Source organism: Kribbella soli, assembly GCF_004331345.1.
Lineage (GTDB): Bacteria > Actinomycetota > Actinomycetes > Propionibacteriales > Kribbellaceae > Kribbella > Kribbella soli.
This window is the reverse complement of the sequence record NZ_SJJZ01000004.1, coordinates 494,967-516,199: the sequence shown is the minus strand read 5'-3', so window position 1 is coordinate 516,199 and position 21,233 is coordinate 494,967. Positions and strand designations below refer to the sequence as shown.

Sequence of the window (21,233 nt, the reverse complement as noted above, 5' to 3'; positions counted from 1 at the left end):
GGACTCTCCAACGAGTTGCCTGGTTCGCCCTTGTTGCTAAGGATTTCCTAACTTTGCAACAAGCTGCAATGGGGTTGCGTCGGTGCGTGTTGGAAGGATAAAACTCTCCTGCCTTTCTTCGCCGGTGTCGCTCGGGGTGCGCCGGATTCCGCCCGATCTTGGAGTGTCGATGCGCCGCACCCGCAGGTTGCTGACGTATGCCCTCGTTCTGTCCCTCCCGGCATCTCTGGGAGTTCCCGCCACCGCGCTCGCGCATCCGCAGCAGGTTGCGCAGGTCGCCGTACCGCAGGTGGCTCGTGCGGCTGCTGGTCCGTTGGCGGCACCGTTGCCTGCGCGGGTGAAGAACGCGTCGACGGTCGCGGCTGCGGGCGGGAAGCCGGCGCGGGTGCGGGAGCTCGAGGAGCGGCGTACGGCGTCCTCGACGAGTTACCGGATGTCGGACGGGACGACGCAGGTGGAGTTGTCGACGGAACCGGTGCACTACAAGGACTCCAAGGGCAAGTGGCAGGACATCGACACCAAGGTCACCGCCGGCACCGGTGAGGACTCGTTCGAGAACGCGAAGAACTCCTTCCGGACGCGGTTCGGTAAGTCAAGCGATCGCTTGCTGACGTTCGAGTCTGGTGTTGATGGCGGGGAGTCGATCGGTCTCGGTGCGGCGGGTGACAAGCGCGCGGTAACGCCGGTGGTGAAGGACTCGTCGGTCGCGTTCCCGGACGTGTTCGGTACGGCGGACGTGCGGTACTACGTGTCGCGCACCGGCGTGAAGGAGACGGTCGTACTGACGGCTGCCGCTGACGTGGCGGGTGAGTACACGTTCGACCTGCACACCAGCGGGCTGACCGCGAAGGCGCAGCCGGACGGGTCGATCGGCTTCTTCAAGAAGAACGACGACGAGCGGCCGAAGTACGTGATTCCCGCGCCGAACATGTACGACTCGTCGGCGACGAACCAGCTCGGCCAGCCGGGGTACTCGGACAAGATCACCCAGACGGTCACCCAGCAGGGCGGCAAGACGCTGCTCACCTTGAAGCCGGATCAGGGTTGGCTGGCGGCGAAGGAGCGCGTGTTCCCGATCGTCATCGACCCGACGATCGTCGTCGTACCGGATCCGGCGGCCGCGCAGGACACGTCCATCTCCGAGGCGAGCTCAGGCACCAGCTACGGCACGAACCCGACGGTGCTGGTCGGCGACGACGCGAGCCACAACACGTGGCGGGGTCTGCTGAAGTTCGACACGTCCATGATCCCGACGACTACGACGATCCGCTCGGCCGATCTGAACATGCACTACGGGGCGGGCTTCGGTGCGGACGTGAAGCTACCGTTCGCGGCAGTCAAGGTCACTTCGGACTGGTCCGAGGCCACGGCGACGTGGGCGTCGATGAACGCGGCGTGGAACGGGACGTATGCGACGAACACGGTGACGGTCGACGACCAGGACACGTTGTCGGCGACGTACGAAGGGCCGTGGAAGTACCAGAGCAACGCGAGCGCGGTCAACGGTTCGTTCTCGTACGCGCCGACAGGAAACACGCCGGACACGTTCACGTGGAATGCCCGGGTACCGAGCGAGGGCGATTATCAGGTACGGGGGTTCTACTTCCAGTCGTCGGTGCGCGGAAAGTTGCCGACCACACTTGTCGGAGCGACGCCCGACGGCCAAGTGACGACGCAGTCCACGACCTGGGATCAGACGGCCGGTGTCGCGGGGGGTGCGCAGTGGTACACCCTGGGCACCATTCATTCGCGCCCAGGAAACACGACGCAGGTCAGGATCACGCGCGACCAGTCCGGGGCGGCCACCATCCCGGTCGCGGACGCGATGTCGTGGACGAAGTACTCGACGGCGACGAAGCAGGCCGGCGATCGGGACGGGTGGCACTCGTACGGGCTGGGCAGCTATGTGCAGTCATGGGTGAACAGTCCTGCGTCGAACTTCGGTGTGATGCTGAAAGCTGTGGACGAGGCGCCGGCGACGGCGCCGGCCGGCGGTCTGTACTACAGCGCGAGTGAGGGGACGTACGGCGGGGAGACGGCGGCTCGGCCGAATCTGGTTATCACGTACGACGAGCCCGGCGTCACGCTGAACCCGCCGTCGACGATCAACGCCTCGGGTGCGGAGCTGTCGTGGAACAAGTACATCGACCCGACGCCGGCCGATGACGACGACCTGGTCGAGTACCAGATCTTCCGCGGCTGCCGCACGCTGCCGGCGGACGGGTGCACCACGCCGGTGGGTGACTACTTCTCGACCACGTCCCCGGGCGCGCTCGAGCTGGTCGGGACCGTCGCGCCGGACGTGACGTCGTTCACCGACGCGACTGCGAAGCCGTCCACGCTGGACGGGACTCTTCCCGACCCGGCGACGTACAGCTATTGGGTTGTGGCGCGGACAGTCGGCGACGGCACGTCGAACGGCAAGGCTGCATCGAATGTTCAGACGGTGACGATGCCGCGCGAGGGCCGCATCCTGCAGTCGTTCGGCGGCGACATCTCCGACACCACGTTGAGCAAGACGAAGGCGACGGAGAACGTGTCGCGTCCGGATGGCGGCACCGGGAATACGCGGTACTGGGTGCAGGTCGGCAACAACCATCCGACGTACGGTGTCGAGCGTGGGGTGTTCAAGTTCGACACGTCGACGATCAAGCAGGGCACGAAGGTCACCGACGCCCGGGTCGATCTGTTCTCGAACTACGGCTCCGGCGCCGGCAGCGCAACGCTTGACCTGCACGGGCTGACGCGGGACTTCGTCGAGACCGAGGCGACGTGGAATCAGGCGGCGTCGACGATCAACTGGACCGGGCCGGGCGGTGACTACGACCCGACGGTGCTGACCAGTCTGACCTCGGACAACAACCCGAAGCGGCTGACGTTCACGTCGTCGGCGCAAGGCAGCGTGCTGCTCCCGAAGATCCAGTCGTGGGTGGACAACCCCGGCAACAACCATGGCTTGCTGCTGAAGACGCACGACGAGACCGTGCAGCAGCAGTTGTTCAGCATCACGAACGGCGAGTCGCCGGACACGTTGTTCCGCCCACGCCTGTGGATCGAACACCTAGCCAAGAACGAGGCCGAGACCTACCAGGCCGACCAGATTCCTGAGCGGTTCAAGCCGAACACCACTATTACTACGCCTGTCACGGTGACCAACACCTCGAAGCTCGACTGGCCTGGCGATTTGCTGGTGTCGTACCGATGGACGGACCCGGGCAGCACTGTCGATCTGACGACCGAAGGCGAGCGCCTCAGCGTCCCGCTCGGGCGTGCTTTGGCACCCGGCGAGTCGAAAACGGTGAACCTGCCGGTCAAGGCGCCGATCAACTCGGACACGGGTACGAAGCGGCAGTCGTACGACTTGCATTTGGATCTGCTGAATCCGGACAAGAAGACCTGGTTCGACGGTGACAACGCAACGTCCCCGCCACCCAGACCGGGTCAAGGCTGCGTGATGGAGACAGCCGGATTGTTGTGTATCGACCGCTACGTGGAGGACCTGACATCGGGCCCGTTGGGGCTGGAGAAGTTCATGTCCTACACCGGTGAAGAGACCGGTGGCGGCTCGCAGTTGCTGACGAACCTGTACAACGGCAACGTCGTGTGGTCGTACGACGCACTGTCGAACCCGTCGATCGGTCCGTCGGCTTTCGTCAGATTGGCATACAACAGCCAGGACGACACGCCGGCGTCGGCGCCGGGTTATGGATTCTCAGTGCAGCCGGCGACGCTGACCAGGCTCGGCGACGAACTGTCGGTCGACCCCAACGTGGTGTCCTTTGTGGACGGCGATGGCACGACGCAAACCTACAAGGCCGACACGCCGGACCCGCAGAAACCGAACGAGGTCCCGTACACGCGCCCGGCAGGTGTCGCGCTCGAACTGAAGCAGGACCTGGCTGCCGACACCGCGCATCGGTGGGTGTTCACCCGGCCGGACGGCACCCGGTTCTACTTTGACTCCACCACGCTTCGGCAGACGTCGGTGGTGGACCGCAACGGCAACACGATGTCGTTCAGCTATGACACCAGCGGCCGGCTGACCACGGTTACCGATGCCCGGAACCGGCAGGTCCTGACGTTGGGGTACGAGTCCGGCGGCGCCGGGAAGCTTGTGTGGATCCGTGACATCTCGGGGCGGGCGCTGAAGTTCAACTACAACACCTCCTCGCAGTTGATCAAGCTCGAGGATGGTGGCCCGTTCAACGCCTTGACGCAGACGTTCGATCCTGGGGCGGCGGTGAAGGCCTTCCAGTTCGCCTACACCGACACCTCGAACAACGGCAACACGAAGCTCATCTCGGTCAAGGATCCGCGCAACGCCGAAACCAAGGTCCAGTACTACACGTCGAACGAGACTTCGACGTACGCGTTGTGGCCGAAGAATTACACCGACCGCCGAGGCAGCAACACGACGTTCTCCTACGCCCAGCCGGACCCGTCCGCGGAGGACAGGCTGGCCACGGTCACCGACGTCAACGGCAGTACGCCGTCGGTCACGACATACAAGATGGACGCGTTCGGCCGCACCACGAGCATCGTGGACGCCAACCAGAACGCCATCGGCGGTGACAAGGCGACCTTGCTGGCCTGGGATCGGGATCACAACGTCATCCGGCTGCAGGAACCGAACGACGCGGTGTCGACGTGGGAGTACGACCCGAAAACCGGCTATCCGGTCGTCGTGAAGGATGCGATGGCGGTCAAGAACGGGCTGCCTGGTGTGGTGCTGACCTACCAGACGCTGACCACGGGCGCGAAGCCGACGGTGCTGTTGTCGAAGAAGAGCGCCGCCGGCCGGACCGACACGTTCACCTATGACGCGAACGGCAACATCAAGACCGTCAAGAACGGTCTCGGTTTCGGGCCGACGTACAGCTATAACGCGAACGGGACGCTGGCCACAGTCACCGATGCTCGGGGTAACGCGACGCAGTACGGCGCGGATTCGAACTATCACGCGAGTGGCTATCCGTTGTCGATCACCGATCCCGAACTTGCGAAGACCGATTTCACCTACGACGACCGCGGCAATGTGCTGCAGGTCAAGGACGCGCTGTTGCGGTTGACGACGGCGGAATACGACGCGTTCGGTCGGCCGACGAAGATCACCAAGCCGTACGACGGGGCGGTGGTGCGGACCACGGCGACCGACTACGACCTGAACGACAACGTCACGAAGGAGACCGCGCCGAACGGTGCGCAGTCGGTGTCGGCGTTCGATGCCGGCGACAACTTGTTGACCAAGACGCTGCCGGATAACAACACCACCGGCCGGCAGCTCGCCTACACCTACGACGTGCTGGGCCGCAAGGTCACCGAGACTGCGCCGAAGGGTGTCGCGACCACGACGGACCCGAACGATTTCGTCGCCAAGTACACCTACGACCGGATCGGTCAGGTGCTGAAGGTCGAGACCCCGTTCGTTGACGGCGGGTCGACGAAGACGCCGACGACGACGTACGAGTACGACCTGGTCGGTAACCAGGTGACAGCGATTGATCCGCTGCGGAACGCTTCTCCGGCGACGGACTACACGTCCAAGACGGTCTACGACCTGAACCACCGGCCTACCGCAGTCACCGACGCGGCCGGCTACACCAGCAAGACGGTCTACGACGCCGACGGCCTGGTCACGTCCGAGGTCAACCAGGCCGGGAACACGAAGAAGACCGACTACGACGAGGCCGGTCAGCCGATCGCGATCCACGTTCCGCACACCCCGATCGGTGCTCATCAGGAGGACCGGGTCACGACGCTGGCCTACGACCAGGCCGGCAACGTCACCCGTCAGACGCGGCCCAGTGGCCGGTACTCCGAGACGGTGTACGACAAGAACAACCGGCCGGTGCAGAACAAGTCCGCCTTCGACACGGCAACGACCTTGTACAAGACGCCGTCGAGCACGTTCATCCAGTACTACCCGACCGGCGAGATCAAGGCGCAATCCGAGCCCACGTTCGCCGCTACGGCGCCGCCGGCTGCGCAGTGGACGAACTTCACCTACTTCGGCTCCGGTGACATCAAGACATCCACAGACCCGTGGCAGATCACCGCGACGTACGGCTACAACCAGCTCGGCCAGCAAACCGACCGGACGCTGACGGTGCCGGGCGATGACGCGAAGCGAACCCAGGCGTGGGGCTACTACACCGACGGGGCGCAGCAGTCCCGTTCCGACACCGCCGCCCAGCAGCCGGTCGACATCATCGACAACGCCGACACCTGGCAGACCACCTCGACGGGCGCGTGGAACACGGTCACGGGCGGCACCAACACCCAGGGTGCGAACTACCGCACGCATGCTGCGGCGGCTGTGGGTACGCCGGAAGCCAACGACACGTTCAACTGGCGGGTGCTGCCTGATGTTGCGGGCTCGTTCGATGTCTACGCCTCGTGCCCGGTCGTGACCGGTGCCTCCACTGCGGCGACGTACACGATCAACCACTCGACAGGTGCTGCCACGAAGACGGTCGACCAGGCGGCCTGCACCGCGGCCACCCCATGGGTGAACCTCGGCAACTATTCGTTCCCGAACGGTGTCGCGAAGACGATCACGTTGAAGCCGTCGGCGACTGGTGTGGTGAGTGCGGATGCGATCAAGCTGGTCTCGACCAGCCCAGTCGAGTCCCGATCGTTCACCTACACCTACGACCTGAACGGCCAGCAGACCGAGGTCAAGGACAACAACCCCAACGCCGCAACCGACACCTTCAAGATCACCACCGACGGCCTGGCCCGCACCACCCAGGTCCAGGAGCTCAAGGGCGCCACGAACAAGGTGACCACCGACTACACCTACGACCTCGACTCCAACGTCCTGTCCACGAACGCGCAACGCCCAGCAGACCCTGGTGCCGGCAGTCCTGCGGTGGGGCGTTACACCGGTTACACGTGGGATGTCCGCAACCTGGTCGACACCGTCAAGGCCGGTCCCTCGCCGACCGGCACCCTGGACACGTGGAGCTACACCTACGACGGACGCGGCCTGCGCTCCACCATCACCAAACCAAACGGCAACCTGGCCACGTTCACATATCACGAGGACGGCCTGCCCCGGATCCAGACCGAGAAGCACGGCCAGCAGCTCGTCTCGTCGCATTCGCTGCGCTTCAACCCCGACGGTGACCGCTCGCAGGACGTCGAGAAACTCCTGAAGGCGAACAGCTCGGACTATCTGGATCAAGCCTCGAACTACTCCTACACCCCTGCTCGCCAGCTCGAGGCGGTGGTGAAGACCGGTGTGGAGAAGGGCGACAGCGAGGCGTACGAGTACGACGCGGCCGGCAACACGATCAAGCAGACGATCGGCGCGACGACGTCGACCATGACCTACGACCGCAACCGCCTGACCAAAACAATCACCGGTACGACGACGCTGAACCAGCGGTACGACCCATTCGGCCGCTCGACGACGTCGGACGTTGGTGCGCAGGTGGTGGAACAGAACGCCTACGACGGCTACGACCGCCTGGTCCGCCAGCAAAAGTTCGACACCGCGGGCAACCCGACGTTCACTCGCAACCAGACCTACGACCCGTTCGACCGGGTCACGAACCAGTCCGAGAAGGTCGGCGCCGCGGCCTCGATCTCCACCCGCTACACCTTCGTCGGTCTCGCGAACCAGGTCGCGATCGAAGAACAGAAAGACACCGCCGGGACCTGGAAGGTCTCCAAGTCCTACGCCTACGGCGCCAAGGGCGAGAACCTCTCCCTGGTCGACTCCCCAGTCAACGGCACCACATCGAAGAAGTCGTTCTACGGCACCAACCCCCACGGCGACGTAGAAACCCTGACCGACGCGTCAACCGGCGCCACGACGTCGACGTACCGCTACACCGCCTACGGCCAAGCCGACAAGACCGGCACGACCGGCGACGACGCGATCTTCGACAACGACCCCGCCAAGAACGCCGACATCGTCAACCCCTACCGGTTCAACAGCAAACGCTTCGACGGAGCGACCGGCACCTACGACATGGGCTTCCGCGAATACAACCCCGGCCTCAACCGGTACCTGTCCCGCGACTACTACAACGGCGCCCTCCAAGACCTCGCCCTCGGCACCGACCCGTGGAACACCAACCGCTATGCCTTCGCCGGCGGCAACCCCATCACCGGCATCGAACTCGACGGCCACTACGCCATCGACGATGACGGAAACCCGGTCAAGCCTCTGACACCTCACGACGCAGTTGTCAGCGCGGTGGCGGTTCAAGCGCAGACGCTCGCCAAAGCCAGTGGTCAAGAAGGGACCGTCACGATGGACCTGGGGGAGGGTGGCGGGCGCGCGAATACCATCGCCGGTGCGGCGCGTGACGGCAGTGGAAGGGATGGACGCGCGGACGTCATCTTCTGGGGAGAAAAGAACATCTACGTGTGGGAGGTGAAATTTACCGGATCTCGCACGAATAAGAAGGAGCGCGATATGGCGCCTGGCCAAATACAACGGTACATCGAGCAGTTGCGTCTCGATCCGCGCGCGAAAGGTAAGACCGTCACGTACGGACCGCCACTGCCGCGAATCCCTCGCATCCCGTCCAGCATCGGGTCGGTCGACAAGTGGTCAGAGCCAAAGAATCCGAATGCGCGTGGAATCGAGTTCTGGGCCCCGAGTAAGCCTGACGCGTCGCGTAAGCCTGCTCCGGTGACGGCTGTCCGACCAGTCACGGTTCCCAAGTTGGTGATGGAACCCGAAAGCAGGTGGTCACTGCCGGACTGGGCGGTCGATGGGCTGATAGGTGTGGGAGTCGTAGCTGGAGCCGCCGCCGCAGGTGCTGCCGCGGGCGGGGCGGCAGTTGTGTTCGGGCCGATCTTCGGATAGTCGCAACCCTCTCGGTAGAGTGGGTTGAGAGCAATGCACAGCAGGAATGGAGTTCAGCATGGAGGCCGTCGCGCCGGAAGACTGGCCGTGTGCGTCCCTAACGACGATCGTCGACACGGATGGACTGGATGATGTCCAGTACCGAACGGCCGCTCGGTACTGGCTCGAGGGCGCTGCTGACCTGTTAGCTGGCGACTTGTTTGCCCGGCACGCCGTCGGGGATGAGGCCGTTACGGCCAATACCTACGTGGGTTGGGAGGCAGGTGACAACGTCGACCAAACCCCTTACAGTCCGGCCAGGATTGCGCAGGTGCTGGATCAGTGCGTTGATCGGGGGAGGCCGACCTCGATCCTTGTTACGGCCGAGGAAGAGTCGGATAACGGATTTCGAGTTCCAGGCTCGCCCGGCGAGTCTTTCGCCGCATCTCTGCGCGTGAGTACCTCAATCGCACTTCCGGGGGTTGTGTCGTTCCACGCGGCCGCTACATATTGGGCGTTGGATGGCCGTATTCCCGGTTCAGTGCAAGAGCGCTGGTTGAATGCATGTGCACGTTTCTGTGAGGAAGTGCCGATTACATTTGGCGCCGTGTCTAGTGACGATGGGGTCGGTGAGACCGCGCTGGACATGGCCTTGGGGCGCAGTCAGTTCGAGTCAGTTCGAGTCAGTCGGTCCGTCTTGCGGGGCTATTCCTGGGTAACCATTTGCCCGCAGCAGATTGTCGAACGCCTTGGCGGAGCTGCGAAGCTCGAAGAGTCTGAGGCCTTTTGGCGGATCCGGCCGCTGACGTCTGGTGCCACATGGATGCAGGCTACCGAGCATCTCGAGGAATACGGGGTCGACGTGATCAGGCGAGTTTTCAGATCGTTTGCTCCGGTCCTGCCCGAGGGGCCGATCGAATCGACCTGGGGGAACGACTGGCCGAACCTCGTCCATGCTGATGCCTCGCAGTACCGCGCGACTGAGGGGAAGCAGGATAAGCTGATCTGAAGGGCCATTGTGCCGAACACTCAGTTACTAACGCTGAACGCCAATTGGTCACGAACGCGTGGCGTCAGGCCATTCCGTACGGTGAGAGCACGGCGAACGCGACGCCAACTCAGATGCGGCATATCTTCGAGGCCGTGGCGGCGAGCAGAAGTGGTCACTGTGCAAGCCAACTTCGGGTACGACGAGGGGTACCTTGCGGAAGCAGACTTTCGTGACTATGCGACGCTCTGCTATATCGCCCAGGATCTCAAATCGGCACCTTTGTCGAGCCTCGTTGAGGTCGGAATTGACGTGTTGTGCGGTGAGGACCTGTAGTGAGTGTCTCGCTGGTTGCGAATTGGCCAGTCAAACGTTGCGTATATTCCGAATGTTCCATGAGTGTCGTGTCTGATCCTGGAGGTGGTGCCGGTTTTGGGATTCTTTGAGAGGGAAGCGGTGTCGCTGTTCAGCAACGGCGCGCGGCATCGGTGGAGCGATGGCAGGATATCGCGCCTCGATGTAATTCAGGTCGGTGACATCTCTATTCCGACTGGGTGGGTTGTCGTTCGTGACCCGGCAGCTTGGGTCACCGATGACGCGGAGGAGGTCGAGCCGTTCACGCTGATCGTCCCGGTGGGGAGGTGGCGGGTTTCGGTATCGGTGGTGCACTGGGATGTGTCGCCCGATCCCCTGGTCCCGCCCCCATTGCGGGCGCCGGCGGCGATCAAGGTCGAGCTAGGTGACGCTGACATCCGCAGTTGGGAACTTGGCCTGCGCCCTGGAGACAAGGCGCCAGTTGACGATGGTGATGACTTGGCTGGGTTTGGTGCGGACGGTGGAATGGGGTGCCTGCTGGACGTCTCCGATCTTGGATTTCTGCGAGAGATGCAGCGCAATGATCTGCCGAAGTTGCTTACGATCCTGGATGAGGTCGACGAAGCGGCGGTAGTCCGCGATGCGGAGGCGGTCGGAGACATTCTGGTTTTTGCTTGTGGAATGGGTGATGGGGTCTATCCCACTTGGATCGGTCGCGATTCCGAAGGTGTTCCGGTTTCGCTGTTGGTCGATCTGGAGATGTTGTCGCACAGTCTGGGGCTCGTTACCCTAGATTAAGCCTGGATATACCGATCTAGTTCTGATGGTCAGATGGCACGTGCTCATGCCGCTGTGGAGAGCGAAGATCTGCCGCGTCTGCGTGAACTGCTCGACAGCGGCGTCGACATTGAAGAGGTCGATGGTGGTCTGACGTTGCTTCAGCATGCTGTCGATGTTGAGCCCGATGGGCACGTTCAGACAGGGGAGCCGGTTCACGTGGATGTCACGGCGTACCTGCTTGCGCGCGGAGCGGATCCCCTCAAGTCACATGTCGACGGCGGGGCATCTGCACTTCATATGGCGCGGGTTGGAGGGCGCTGGCTTCCGGTGTCGCTGATCGGGGCCTTTCTGGAGCGACGGCGATAGTTGGTGCTGGGCGGGCATTGCGTGCCACTCCGTTGCGCTCGCGCCACCGGGGGGTCTGCTAGGCCTGTGGACCGTCGCGGCTTGCTGACGGCTCAGGGTGTGGCGGGCCGCGGGATCTGGAAGGGAACACCGTGGGGAATAGTGCAGAACTGAGCGGCGGGATGTCGGCGGCCGATGAGGCGACTCGGTTGAAGTCGGCGCGTGGGTTTTGTGTGGAGTTGGACTATTTGCTGCCGGAGGGTTCTGCGGAGGTTGGGCCTCGGGTGGTGGACTGGTTCAAGACGGCGGTGGAGGAGCTCGCGGGGGAGTTCATGGCCGAACTTCCGGCGCTGGGCTTGCCGTCGAAAGGCCTGCGCGACCCGGAGGGCGGGCCGTTTGGGCCGGTGGGTTCGCGGTGGTGGTCGTTGTTGGTGATCGGGCAGGGTGAGCGGCGGTTGTCGAAGTCGCTGCGGGCGTGGTCGCCGAAGAACTGGGAGCGGTTCTTGTTGCAGGCGGCGGATGTGTCTGTTCAGATGGCTGCGAAGTTCTCGACGCTGAACAGGTTTGGTCATGCGGGGACTCCGAGTTTGACGATTTCGGCTTATCGGGACCGTCCTCCGGAAGCGCGGCAGTGGCTGCGGCTGGACGCGACTTACGCTGTGGGTACGCTGGGCGAGACCGCGCCGATCGCGGACGAGGTGCCCGAGGCGTGGCGGAAGTTCCTGGTTACACAGGCCGAGCGATTGCCGGCTGCGTCCGGGTTCCTCGCCGACGACACGAGCGGGGCCGGGAACCGCACACCGCTCGAGGCTGGGAGAGGGACTTTCGCGACCGATACCCTGCCATTGTCCGACTCCGAGCTCCGGGGTTATTCGTGGGTTACGGTCACGTCGGCGGGTGTTCTGGAGCGGTTGGGCGGTGTCGAGGCGGTTCGCACAAGTGGAGCGTTTGCGAGTGTGATCGAGTTGCCGTGGGGTGGGGCTGTGTTGCAGGCGACGCCGCGGTTGTCGGAGTACGAGGGTGACGCGGTCCGTCGGGTGTTCGAGGCTCTGGCGCCGGTGCTGCCCGCGGACGCGCCGTGGCCGGATGCCTTCAACCGGTTCAAGTTGATCTACGAGGCTCCACGCCAGTAGCCAGGGCAGATCCCCTCCCTGCAACCAATTGATCACCTTGTCGACGTCAGTTGGCGCCAAGGGCGTTCGGGGGCGGTGCGGCGTGATGATGCGGGCTCAGCACGAGGACGGCCTGCCGAGGATCCGGAGAATAATCGAGGTTCACGCCATCGCAGGCGGCAAAGGTGCAGGGGTTCGTTGACGGGCTCGGCGACCGAATATTCACGGTGGGATGATGGCAGGATCGATTGAGGTTGACGGCGAGCTCTGGACAGCTGCATCGTGGCTATTCCGCTGGGTGCTTAACAGCGCCGTAAGGAATGCCAAAATTGGTCAGTCTGGTAGGACAATGCTGCGTGAGATCCTCGACGAAGATCTCGGCTGGCTGTCGGTCGACGACCTGGACCCCGCACATCGCTCGGCGATTCGCGATTGGCTTGCTGATGACTTGGCGGCCGACGCGCGTGCGAGGCTCCCGCTCGATCTCACGGTAGATCGCGCGGCGGCGCTTACACACCTCGAGGAACTTTCTCGGATAGCGTCGAATCGGCGTGATGCCGCCGAGGGTGAGAGGCCGAGATGACACCCGCTCATGCTGCTGTTGAGAGCGAAGATCTGGCGCGGCTGCGTGAGCTGCTAGACGGCGGCGTCGACGTTGAAGAGGTCGACGGTGGACTGACGCTGCTTCAGCACGCGGTAGACGCCGAAATCGATGGACACACGCAGACGGGTGAGCCGCTGCACGTTGATGTCACGGCATACCTGCTCGCACGAGGCGCGGATCCGCTTGTCTCACCTGTCGCTAGTGGTGCAGGCTCTGCTCTTCACATGGCGCAGCTCAGAGGACACTGGCTTGCGGTGGCACTGATCGAAGCAATTGTCGAGCGCCGAGGATAGCTGGGAGCTGGCCGCTGCATGACGATGAGGTGCGCTGTGACTGCGGGCGCACCTCATCACGCTAGGTAAGTTGCGAAGACGGCGGCGGTGGGGCCCTTGTGCCAGAGCATCAGCCGGTTCAGCTGCAGCTGCAGCTGCTATGACGGGTCGCCTGGCCCGTAAGGCATGGGCTTCCGCGAGTACAACCTGAGCCTGAACCGGTTCCTCACCCGCGACATGTTCAACGGCGCCCTCCAAGACCTGTCACTGGGACGAGGCCGATCGATCCCAACGCGTTGACATATTCGAGCCGGATCTCAGCTTGTGAGCAAGGGATGGACTCGCGATGTCGGGCACTCATCGCTCCGGACCGCAGTTCATGACGCGATTCCGCAGAGCGCCTTGGTGATGTGTGCGACGGCCTGACCGGCGCCAGCCGTGCACACGGCCAGAGTGAGCAGGAGAACGCAGAGGCGAAGGATTGTCCCCCAGACTCCGCTGACTGCGTTGTCGACTACCGATCACATTGATCGGATGCCGGGTCGCCGAGCCAGGTGTTTCGCCATCCGTCACCTCCCATTCGCTGTTCGCCCATGATCAGCGGAGGGCCATGCTCATGTCGTGACACGAAGTTGACATGAGAATGGTCCAGTGGGCATGCGCGCGCAGTTGATCGAGGAGCTCGAAGCGTTCGTGGATGCCGAGACCGGCGTATCGATCGCCTCCATGGCGCTGGCACCGACACAGCGAGTCCTACGAGTACGACGCGGCCGGCAACGCGCAGACCGATCGGCGCCACGACGTCGACGATGACCTATGACCGAAACCGGCTGACTAAAACAGTCACCGGTGCGACGACGCTGAACCAGCGGTACGACCCGTTCGGTCGCTCCACCACGGCCGATGTCGGGACCCAGGTGGTGGAACAGAACGCCTACGGCGGCTACGACCGCCTGGTCCGCCAGCAGAAGTTCGACGCCGCCGGCACCCCGGCGTTCACCCGCAACCAGACCTACGACCCGTTCGACCGCGTCACCAACCAGTCCGAGAAGATCGGTGCCGCGGCGTCGACCTCGACCTGACCCAGGTCAACGACCGCACCCCAGCGTCCTCCGGCGTTGATATCACCGACCCGACCCAAACACCGGCTTGCGTCACCCGCACCTACGGCTTCGATGCCAACGACAACCGGCTCACCAAGGCCACAGCACCCGCAGCCTCCGACGGCTCCTGTGCCACGACCGTTACTCGCGCTTTCGACACCGCTGACACTGCAGCGCGTTTGTGGCTCCTGACCGACTCCGAACGGACCATCGCCGAACAAGTCGCCCGCGGACTCACCAACCGAGAGACCGCCGCCATGCTCTTCCTCTCGCCACACACGGTCGACTACCACCTGCGACAGATCTTCCGCACACTCGGCGTACAGTCCCGCGTCGAACTCGCCCGCATCGTCGAACGAACCCGCTAACAGCGATGCCACTTCGCCGAGGGCAGCACGGCTCTCTCGGCAGCGCTGCAGACGTCCACGTTGATCGACCCCGCTGGTGCGGAAGAGCCTGATCCGACCCCGGACCTACCGTGATCCCCACGCACGGACCCAGGCTGTTGACGTTCGCCTCAGACCCCGGCGGCACCCTCCTGGCCGCCGGGGCCAGGCGACCACCCGATCACGGTAGGGTGCGCGGCTTCCTTGCTGGCCAGGCGTTCGCGGTGCATACCATTCGAGGCCGGTAGCTCCGCTGGCATCGCTGCTGTTGTCCGTGTGACGTGGCAGGGTGGCTGGCATGTGTGGTCGATACGCCTCGGTGGCCAGCCGCGCCGAATTCCTCGAGCGCTTCGTCGTGGACGAGAGCAATGCCGACGAGTTGCGCGGCCGTGATTTTCAACGTGACACCGACAAAAGAACAGCCCGGTAGTGATCGCCCGCGTCCCGCAGGACGCCGGCGAGGACACCGACCCGACGCGCGAGCTCCGCGCGTTCCGCTAGGGCTGCTTCCGTTCTGGGCGAAAGACGTCACGACCGGCGCGAAGATGATCAACGCCCGGCGGAGACCGTCCACGAGAAGCCGGCGTACCGGCGAGCATTCAAAGTTTCAGCGGGCGCTGATGTCCGCTTATCTGTAGCGCGCGGCAGGTGTTGGTTCCCCTGGCCGTGCTCAGAGCGGTTGCGGACGCGTCTTTGCCGGTCTGCCGTCGATGCGATGTCTCTGGTGCCTATCGACGATAGGGAAATGGATGGTCGGCCACGCGCTGGTGGTGGGAGCATGCGCGTGTGATCGATGCGGTGGTTGAACATTTTCGGCTTGGTCGGCGTCTTGCCCCGGCCGCCCGTGTGCCGGGCGGACTGTCGAACGAGATGTGGCGAGTGGTGACCGAGTCCGGCAGCTATGCGGTCAAGCGGATGGTGGCCAGTGTTGATCGACCGGACTTCGTCGCCAATATCGAGGCGTCGTTCGAGATCGAACGACGCGCGTATGCAGGCGGCGTGCCGATGCCGAGGCCGGTGGTTGAGCCGGTGAGTGGTGGCGCGCTTGCTCTGATTGGCACGTCGTTGGTGCGTGTGCATGAGTGGGCGGATTCGACCCCAGGTGATGTATCTGTGCTCGAGGTGATGGGTCTGCTGGGGCGAATCCACGCTGTCGGTGGAACGCGACTCGATGAGCGGCGTGGTGGCGTGTGGGAGTCACAGCGCTGGGGCCGGGACATCACGGTGCTTGCCGAGCTTGTCACTGCAGGGGCGCCCGCGCGGCTGCTGGCCGTGGACAGCCATCGCGACTTGGATCGTAAGAACGTGCTCCGCTCCGAACACGGTGTGCTCGCCGTGGATTGGGACGCCGCGGGGCCCATTCCGGCGGTTCAAGAGGTAGTGGCCGTTGCCCTGGACTGGGCTGGCTTTGACGCGGTCGCCTTCCGGGCTGCGGTCGATGCTTATCGGTCGACTGTTGGCATCGAGCTGCCTGCCGAGCCATGGGTGTTCGGGGGTTGGGTGGCCGGTCAGGGAGAGTGGCTCGACTACAACGCTGACCACCGCATCGACACCGAGCTCGGGCGTGACGAGGTGGCGGCCGCGCGCGATCGCCTCCGCGGCCTGGCTGCATCGATCGACAAACTGCTGGACGCTCTGCGGTGATGAAACATGCGCCGGATCGCGTTCTGGGCGGCTATCCCTGCGGTCGACCGAAAGCAGCTTGAGGAGATGTTGTTCATTGAAGAAGGGGCGAGGATCCGGCGGACTTGATAATGGATCTCGTAGAGAGAATCTATATCGCCTGGGAATAATCTGATCAGGTGTGGACAGTCTGGGAGTAGACGAGCTCAGCGAGCCTTCAGACCGCAGAGACTGGTGCCCGGTCCTCACCGAGCGGCGAGGGAGTTGAGGGAGAGCGTCACAACGGCGGTGGGAAGATGCGTCGGATCAGCCCGGTGGGAGCGAGCGTCTCGGGCGTCACCAGAGTTCCCTGATCGCCTCGGCCCTGCCGTTTCGTGCCTATGGCAACTCACCGTTTTACTCACCGGATTAAACGAAACATACCGAGCACAGTCGCCAACAACTGCTTACTCTCCATTGGAGAGTAAGCAGGTCAGCAGCAACTTTCGGGTAGTGGTGCGGTACGACGAGAGGCCTGGCACGCTAAAGCGGGGGTTAGGGGTTCGAGTCCCCTCACCGGCTCTCTGACCTGGCCATATAACCCGGAAGTGATCAACGTCCGGGTCCCAACTCACGATTTACTCACTACTTTGCAGCAGCGCGACCGAGGTCTGCTGCGAGATCGTAGGCTCCGCCGACGCATCGCGATCGTGCTCACGTTGCTCCCCCCGGGCACCCTTGAGGCGTTGCGACTCGTCGTTAACTAGTCGCCAGAACGGTCAGAGTCTGGGCATCGAGGTTGAGTTCGACGCGACCGCCGCCTTGCCTGCGCAGCTGCCACCAGACCTTGTAGCCGGACAGGATGGCGACCTCCCAGTCCGCGGCGCGTGCCGCGCCCACCTCGAGATGTGCGGTCATGTGGCCGATCGTGGTCAGGAACTCGTGGTCGATCCGCGTGACGTTCTCCAGGTACCCGTGCCTCGCGGCGTAGGAGAAGACCATCGCGGAGATGCCTTCCTCGATCGCGATGGCGCGGCCGCCGTCCTCGGCCTCGTCGAATTCGGGGCGGCTCCTGCGCTTGCGACCGAGGAGGAATCGGGTAACGGGCGACCAGCCGAGTACTGCGGCGTACGCGAGGTGGAAAGCGTCGTGGAAGCGGTAGTCGTCGTCGATCCGCGAGGCGTTGGTCAGAGGGTCACCGGCCTGCGTACCGTCGGGTCTCGTCACCACGACGACCTCCCGGCCGTCCTCACGAAGGGCCGTCTCGAAAGCGATGACGACCTTTCGAGGGAGTTGCTCTTCCGTTGGGAAGTACTCGTCGAAGTACGAGCGGTCCTCGGCGGGCGTGGGGCGCCATCGGTCCTTGATCTTCTCGATGTTGGCGACCGCCACATCCCGCCCAGCTGCCACGCATCGAGATGACCTGCAACGCGGAGGCTCGTTTAGCGGAGGCGCAAGATCGGGCTTGGCTCGGCGAGGTTGCGGCTTTGGAGGAGTCGCTGAAGCACCTGCGGCAGCGGCGTGCTGAGGCCGAAACTCAACTGACCGCCACTGTCGATCGGCTCAGTTGATAGACCTCGGCTGTCGTCAGGACCATCGTGGTCGGGTTGATGACGTCGGTCACTTTGTGTCTCGATGTCGCGGCCGACGTGGATCCGCCGGTTCGGTCCAGGCACTCGACGCCCCTGGGTCAACTTCGGATTGCGAGCTTGCCGGCCAGCCCGATCATCGCGACTCCGCCTGTTGCTTTGAGGGCCTGCATGCGGGACGGGCGATGTTGGAACCAGGTTCGCAGGGACCCGGCGGCGATGACCCAGAGCGTCTCAATCAGAAGTTGAGCTATTCCGCCGGTGACTCCGATGACCAGCATCTGAAGGGTCGGGTGCCCGAGGTTGTGGTCGACGAACTGGGGCAGGATCGCCATCAGCGACACAATGCTCTTGGGGTTCGCCACTCCGACGAGGAATCCCTGACGCACCGCGGCTACCGGATGGGCGGGGCGGTCGGCAACAGGCTGGGCAAGGTGGCCGGATCCGCCAGATCGCGCCGAAAGAATTGAGCGAATTCCGAGCCATAGGAGGTAACCGGCGCCGGCGAGCTTGACCACCATGAAGAGCTTCGCCGAAGTGGCCACGATCACGCCCAGACCGGCCAGTACGAGCGCCAGGAGCGCCATGCCGCCCGCGAAGTTCCCGAGCACGATCAACATCGCTGACCGGCGGCCACGAGTGATCGCGCGACTGGTCCCCAACAGGACCGACGGTCCCGGGATTGCGGACAACAGGGCTGATAGCAGCAAGAATCCGACGACCAGACTGGGATTAGCAGGCATGTTTCGAGGCTAACAGAGGGCGCTGACCGCGATTGCCCTCCCACAGTGTGCTGCGCAGTTGGCCCCCGAGCCTAAGAAGGGTGGTGTTCGGACCACCTGGACATTCAGTTTCCCTCTGGCCGCAGCTCTTGCCGAGCTCCTGGCGCTTGGTGGCTCCGCACAACCGGCCGCTAGATGGGCACCGCGGCGACGATTGACAAGTTCAGTGAAGCAGGCGTGCTCGTGTTGGCAAGGGGTGCCGTAGCTGCCTCCGAGCAGTACGTCCTCGCCGGCGTCGCCGAACTTGCCGTACAAGTAGTACCTGTCGCCGTAGATCGTGTCGTAGCCGACGCGGATGCTGGTGTTGGCATCGTAGATGCCGTCGTTGCCGGGGCCGCACCAGATCTGTCGAGAACTCACCGTTTACTCACCGGAATGAGCGCGAAGGGTTGCAAAACGCAGCTACACCGCGTGCACTCTCCACCGGAGAGTGAGCAGGTCAACGGCCAAGTCCGCGACGTCCTCCACCACACCGACAACGGATCAGGACTCGTGATCTACCGGAACATCGACGCCGCCGTCACCGCGACCCGAGCACACCCCCAACAACCTGACAACTGACCCGCGCACCGCTGCTCCCACACCGATGTCGCGGCCTTGCCGCAGGCGAGGCGCTCACCTCGACAGCTCCGGTCGCCGGTGCGCGGCGTGCGCACCCTCGGCGCGGTGTTGTGCCGTGCTCGGTCTTAGGGGGCGGTGGGGGAGGTTACTTGATGCCGGCGAGGCGGACGCCGTTGACTATGTAGCGCTGGAAGATGAGGACGAGCAGGATTGTTGGTAGTGCTGCCAGGGTCGAGCCGGCCATCAGCATGCCCCACTCGTTGCCGCGGGCCGAGCGGAACGTGGCGAGGTACTGCATGATCTGGGTCAGGTCGGGGTTCGAGATGACGAGTACCGGCCACACGTACGAGTTCCAGTAGCCGAGGAACGAGGCGATGCCGACGACGACGAAGGGCCCGAGCGACTGCGGTACGAAGATCTGCAGGAAGATCTGCCAGCGGGTCGCGCCGTCGATGAGTGCGGCCTCCTCCACCGCCGCCGGCATGTTGAGGTAGAACTGGCGCAGGAAGAACATCTGGGCGCTCGACGCGACGCCGGGGATGATGAGCACCGCCAGGGTGTCGAGCATGCCGAGTTTGCTCACGACGACGAACGACGTCAGCAGGATCGCCATCGCCGGGACGAACATCGGCGTGATGCAGACCAGCCACCACCACCGCTTTCCGGCGAACTCGAGGCGGGCGAACGCGTACGCCGCCATGGAGTTCACCACCAGGCTCGCGACGGTGAAGATGACGGCGCCGACGAACGTGATGACCATGGCACGGACGAACGGCGGGTCCTCGAGGATCAGGCGGTAGTTGTCGAGCCGCCATACGTCGGGGAAGAACTGGAACGGGGTGCGCAGTACTTCGTTCTGACCCTTGAAGCCGGAGATCGCCATCCACGCGAGTGGAAAGAGCGCGGTCACGGCGATGCCGGCGACGAGCAGGTACGACAGGAGCCGGCGCGGGGCGTACCACGTGCGGTTCATCGGAGGTCCTTTCGGTGACGCCGGCTCAGGCGTCCGACGACTTCTCGGAGCTGACGACCCGGAAGATGACGAGCGAGATGGTGCCGATGACGATGAAGAGCAGCAGCGCCGCCGTCAGCGAGTAGCTCGTCGCGTACGGCGTGGCGTCGCGGAAGCTGTTGAAGATGTAGAGGTTCGGCGTGTTCGTCGCGTTGACGGGGCCACCGTTCGTCATGACGAGCGGAAGCTGGAACTCCTGGATCGTCAACGTCAGGCCGGAGACGAGCAGGAAAAGGATGACGTTGCGCAGCGACGGGATGGTGATGTAGCGGGTGCGCTGCCAGAAGTTCGCGCCGTCGAGCCTGGCCGACTCGAAGTAGCTCTCAGGGATGTCGAGGATGCCCGCCAGCATGATCAGCGTCGAAACTCCGAAGCCGAGCCAGATCGCGGGGACCGCTACGGCCGGCAGCGCGGTCGACGCCGTGTTGAGCCACGCCAGCGGGCCTTGGCCGAACAGCCCGATGAACCAGTTCGCGAAGCCCTCGTCCTGATAGATGAAGACGAAGATGATCGCCGCGACGACACTCGAGACGACGGCCGGCACGTAGACGGTCGTCTTCATGAACGCCGCCATCCGCTTCGACAGCGTCGCGAGGAAGCTCGCGAGGAGCAGCGCGAGAACGAGGATCGTTGGCACGACCATCAGGGCGAGCTTGAGGCCGACCAGCAGCGATTCGTAGAACTCCGGGTCGGTGAGGACGTACTTGTAGAAGTCGAAGCCGACGAACTCGGCGTCCTTGTAGAAGCTCATCTCGAAGAAGCTCAGATAGAACGCGTAGACGAGCGGCCAGACGACGAAGATGCCGAGCAGTACGACCATCGGCGTGATCATCAGGTACGCCGTGAGGTGCGCGCGCAGGTGTCGCGGCACCTCCTCGGTGAACTTCGCGCGACGCCCGCGCCGCCGGCGCGACGTACCGCTCGGGTCGATCGCCTCGGTGGCCTGGCCCGTCGGCTGGGTCGACGTGTCGATCATGGA

At 63.9% G+C, this 21,233-nt stretch carries 15 protein-coding genes; 11 read left to right on the top strand and 4 right to left on the bottom strand.

The window, feature by feature from the left end:
* Positions 1-169 precede the first annotated feature (169 nt).
* The 10 genes from E0H45_RS33285 to E0H45_RS33235 all read left to right on the top strand — a co-directional run bounded on the left by E0H45_RS33285 (position 170) and on the right by E0H45_RS33235 (position 16,352).
* Positions 170-8,824 (top strand): golvesin C-terminal-like domain-containing protein, encoded by an 8,655-nt coding sequence (locus tag E0H45_RS33285; RefSeq protein ID WP_131344818.1) that lies wholly within the window; start codon positions 170-172, stop codon positions 8,822-8,824.
* Between the two features lie 58 nt (positions 8,825-8,882).
* Positions 8,883-9,812: a hypothetical protein gene (locus E0H45_RS33280; protein ID WP_131344816.1), complete on the top strand. Its 930-nt coding sequence runs from the start codon at positions 8,883-8,885 to the stop codon at positions 9,810-9,812.
* A 378-nt stretch (positions 9,813-10,190) separates the two neighbouring features.
* Positions 10,191-10,904 (top strand): DUF4241 domain-containing protein, encoded by a 714-nt coding sequence (locus E0H45_RS33275; RefSeq protein WP_131344815.1) that lies wholly within the window; start codon positions 10,191-10,193, stop codon positions 10,902-10,904.
* Between the two features lie 33 nt (positions 10,905-10,937).
* Positions 10,938-11,252: an ankyrin repeat domain-containing protein gene (locus tag E0H45_RS33270; protein ID WP_131344813.1), complete on the top strand. Its 315-nt coding sequence runs from the start codon at positions 10,938-10,940 to the stop codon at positions 11,250-11,252.
* A gap of 263 nt (positions 11,253-11,515) precedes the next feature.
* Positions 11,516-12,364, top strand: a complete 849-nt coding sequence (locus E0H45_RS33265; RefSeq protein WP_131344811.1) for a hypothetical protein — start codon at positions 11,516-11,518, stop codon at positions 12,362-12,364.
* A gap of 328 nt (positions 12,365-12,692) precedes the next feature.
* Positions 12,693-12,926 (top strand): hypothetical protein, encoded by a 234-nt coding sequence (locus E0H45_RS33260; RefSeq protein ID WP_131344809.1) that lies wholly within the window; start codon positions 12,693-12,695, stop codon positions 12,924-12,926.
* Complete coding sequence (locus tag E0H45_RS33255) at positions 12,923-13,240, top strand: ankyrin repeat domain-containing protein (protein WP_131344807.1); 318 nt, start codon at positions 12,923-12,925, stop codon at positions 13,238-13,240. The genes E0H45_RS33260 and E0H45_RS33255 overlap by 4 nt, the downstream gene beginning before the upstream one ends.
* Positions 13,241-14,028: 788 nt before the next feature.
* Positions 14,029-14,301 carry a hypothetical protein gene (locus E0H45_RS33250; protein WP_131344805.1) on the top strand — a complete coding sequence of 91 codons (273 nt, stop codon included), beginning with the start codon at positions 14,029-14,031 and terminating at the stop codon, positions 14,299-14,301.
* 200 nt (positions 14,302-14,501) lie between these two features.
* Positions 14,502-14,690 carry a response regulator transcription factor gene (locus E0H45_RS43465; protein WP_238155474.1) on the top strand — a complete coding sequence of 63 codons (189 nt, stop codon included), beginning with the start codon at positions 14,502-14,504 and terminating at the stop codon, positions 14,688-14,690.
* An 804-nt stretch (positions 14,691-15,494) separates the two neighbouring features.
* A complete protein-coding gene (locus tag E0H45_RS33235; protein ID WP_131344801.1) occupies positions 15,495-16,352 on the top strand; it encodes a phosphotransferase in 858 nt (285 codons plus the stop codon).
* Positions 16,353-17,069: 717 nt separating this feature from the next.
* Here the strand turns inward: E0H45_RS33235 and E0H45_RS33230 are convergent.
* Positions 17,070-17,720, bottom strand: coding sequence for a pyrophosphatase (locus E0H45_RS33230; RefSeq protein WP_131344799.1), 651 nt, complete (start codon positions 17,718-17,720; stop codon positions 17,070-17,072).
* A gap of 280 nt (positions 17,721-18,000) precedes the next feature.
* A complete protein-coding gene (locus E0H45_RS33225) occupies positions 18,001-18,642 on the bottom strand; it encodes a LysE family translocator (RefSeq protein ID WP_131344798.1) in 642 nt (213 codons plus the stop codon).
* 174 nt (positions 18,643-18,816) lie between these two features.
* On the opposite strand from E0H45_RS33225, the gene E0H45_RS33220 reads away from it, so the two are divergent.
* Complete coding sequence (locus E0H45_RS33220) at positions 18,817-19,242, top strand: hypothetical protein (protein ID WP_131344796.1); 426 nt, start codon at positions 18,817-18,819, stop codon at positions 19,240-19,242.
* 145 nt (positions 19,243-19,387) lie between these two features.
* Here the strand turns inward: E0H45_RS33220 and E0H45_RS33215 are convergent, their stop codons facing one another.
* Together E0H45_RS33215 and E0H45_RS33210 are read right to left on the bottom strand one after the other, a co-directional pair.
* Positions 19,388-20,215, bottom strand: a complete 828-nt coding sequence (locus E0H45_RS33215) for a carbohydrate ABC transporter permease (RefSeq protein ID WP_131344794.1) — start codon at positions 20,213-20,215, stop codon at positions 19,388-19,390.
* Positions 20,216-20,240: 25 nt separating this feature from the next.
* Positions 20,241-21,230, bottom strand: a complete 990-nt coding sequence (locus tag E0H45_RS33210; protein ID WP_238155472.1) for a carbohydrate ABC transporter permease — start codon at positions 21,228-21,230, stop codon at positions 20,241-20,243.
* Positions 21,231-21,233: the final 3 nt, after the last annotated feature.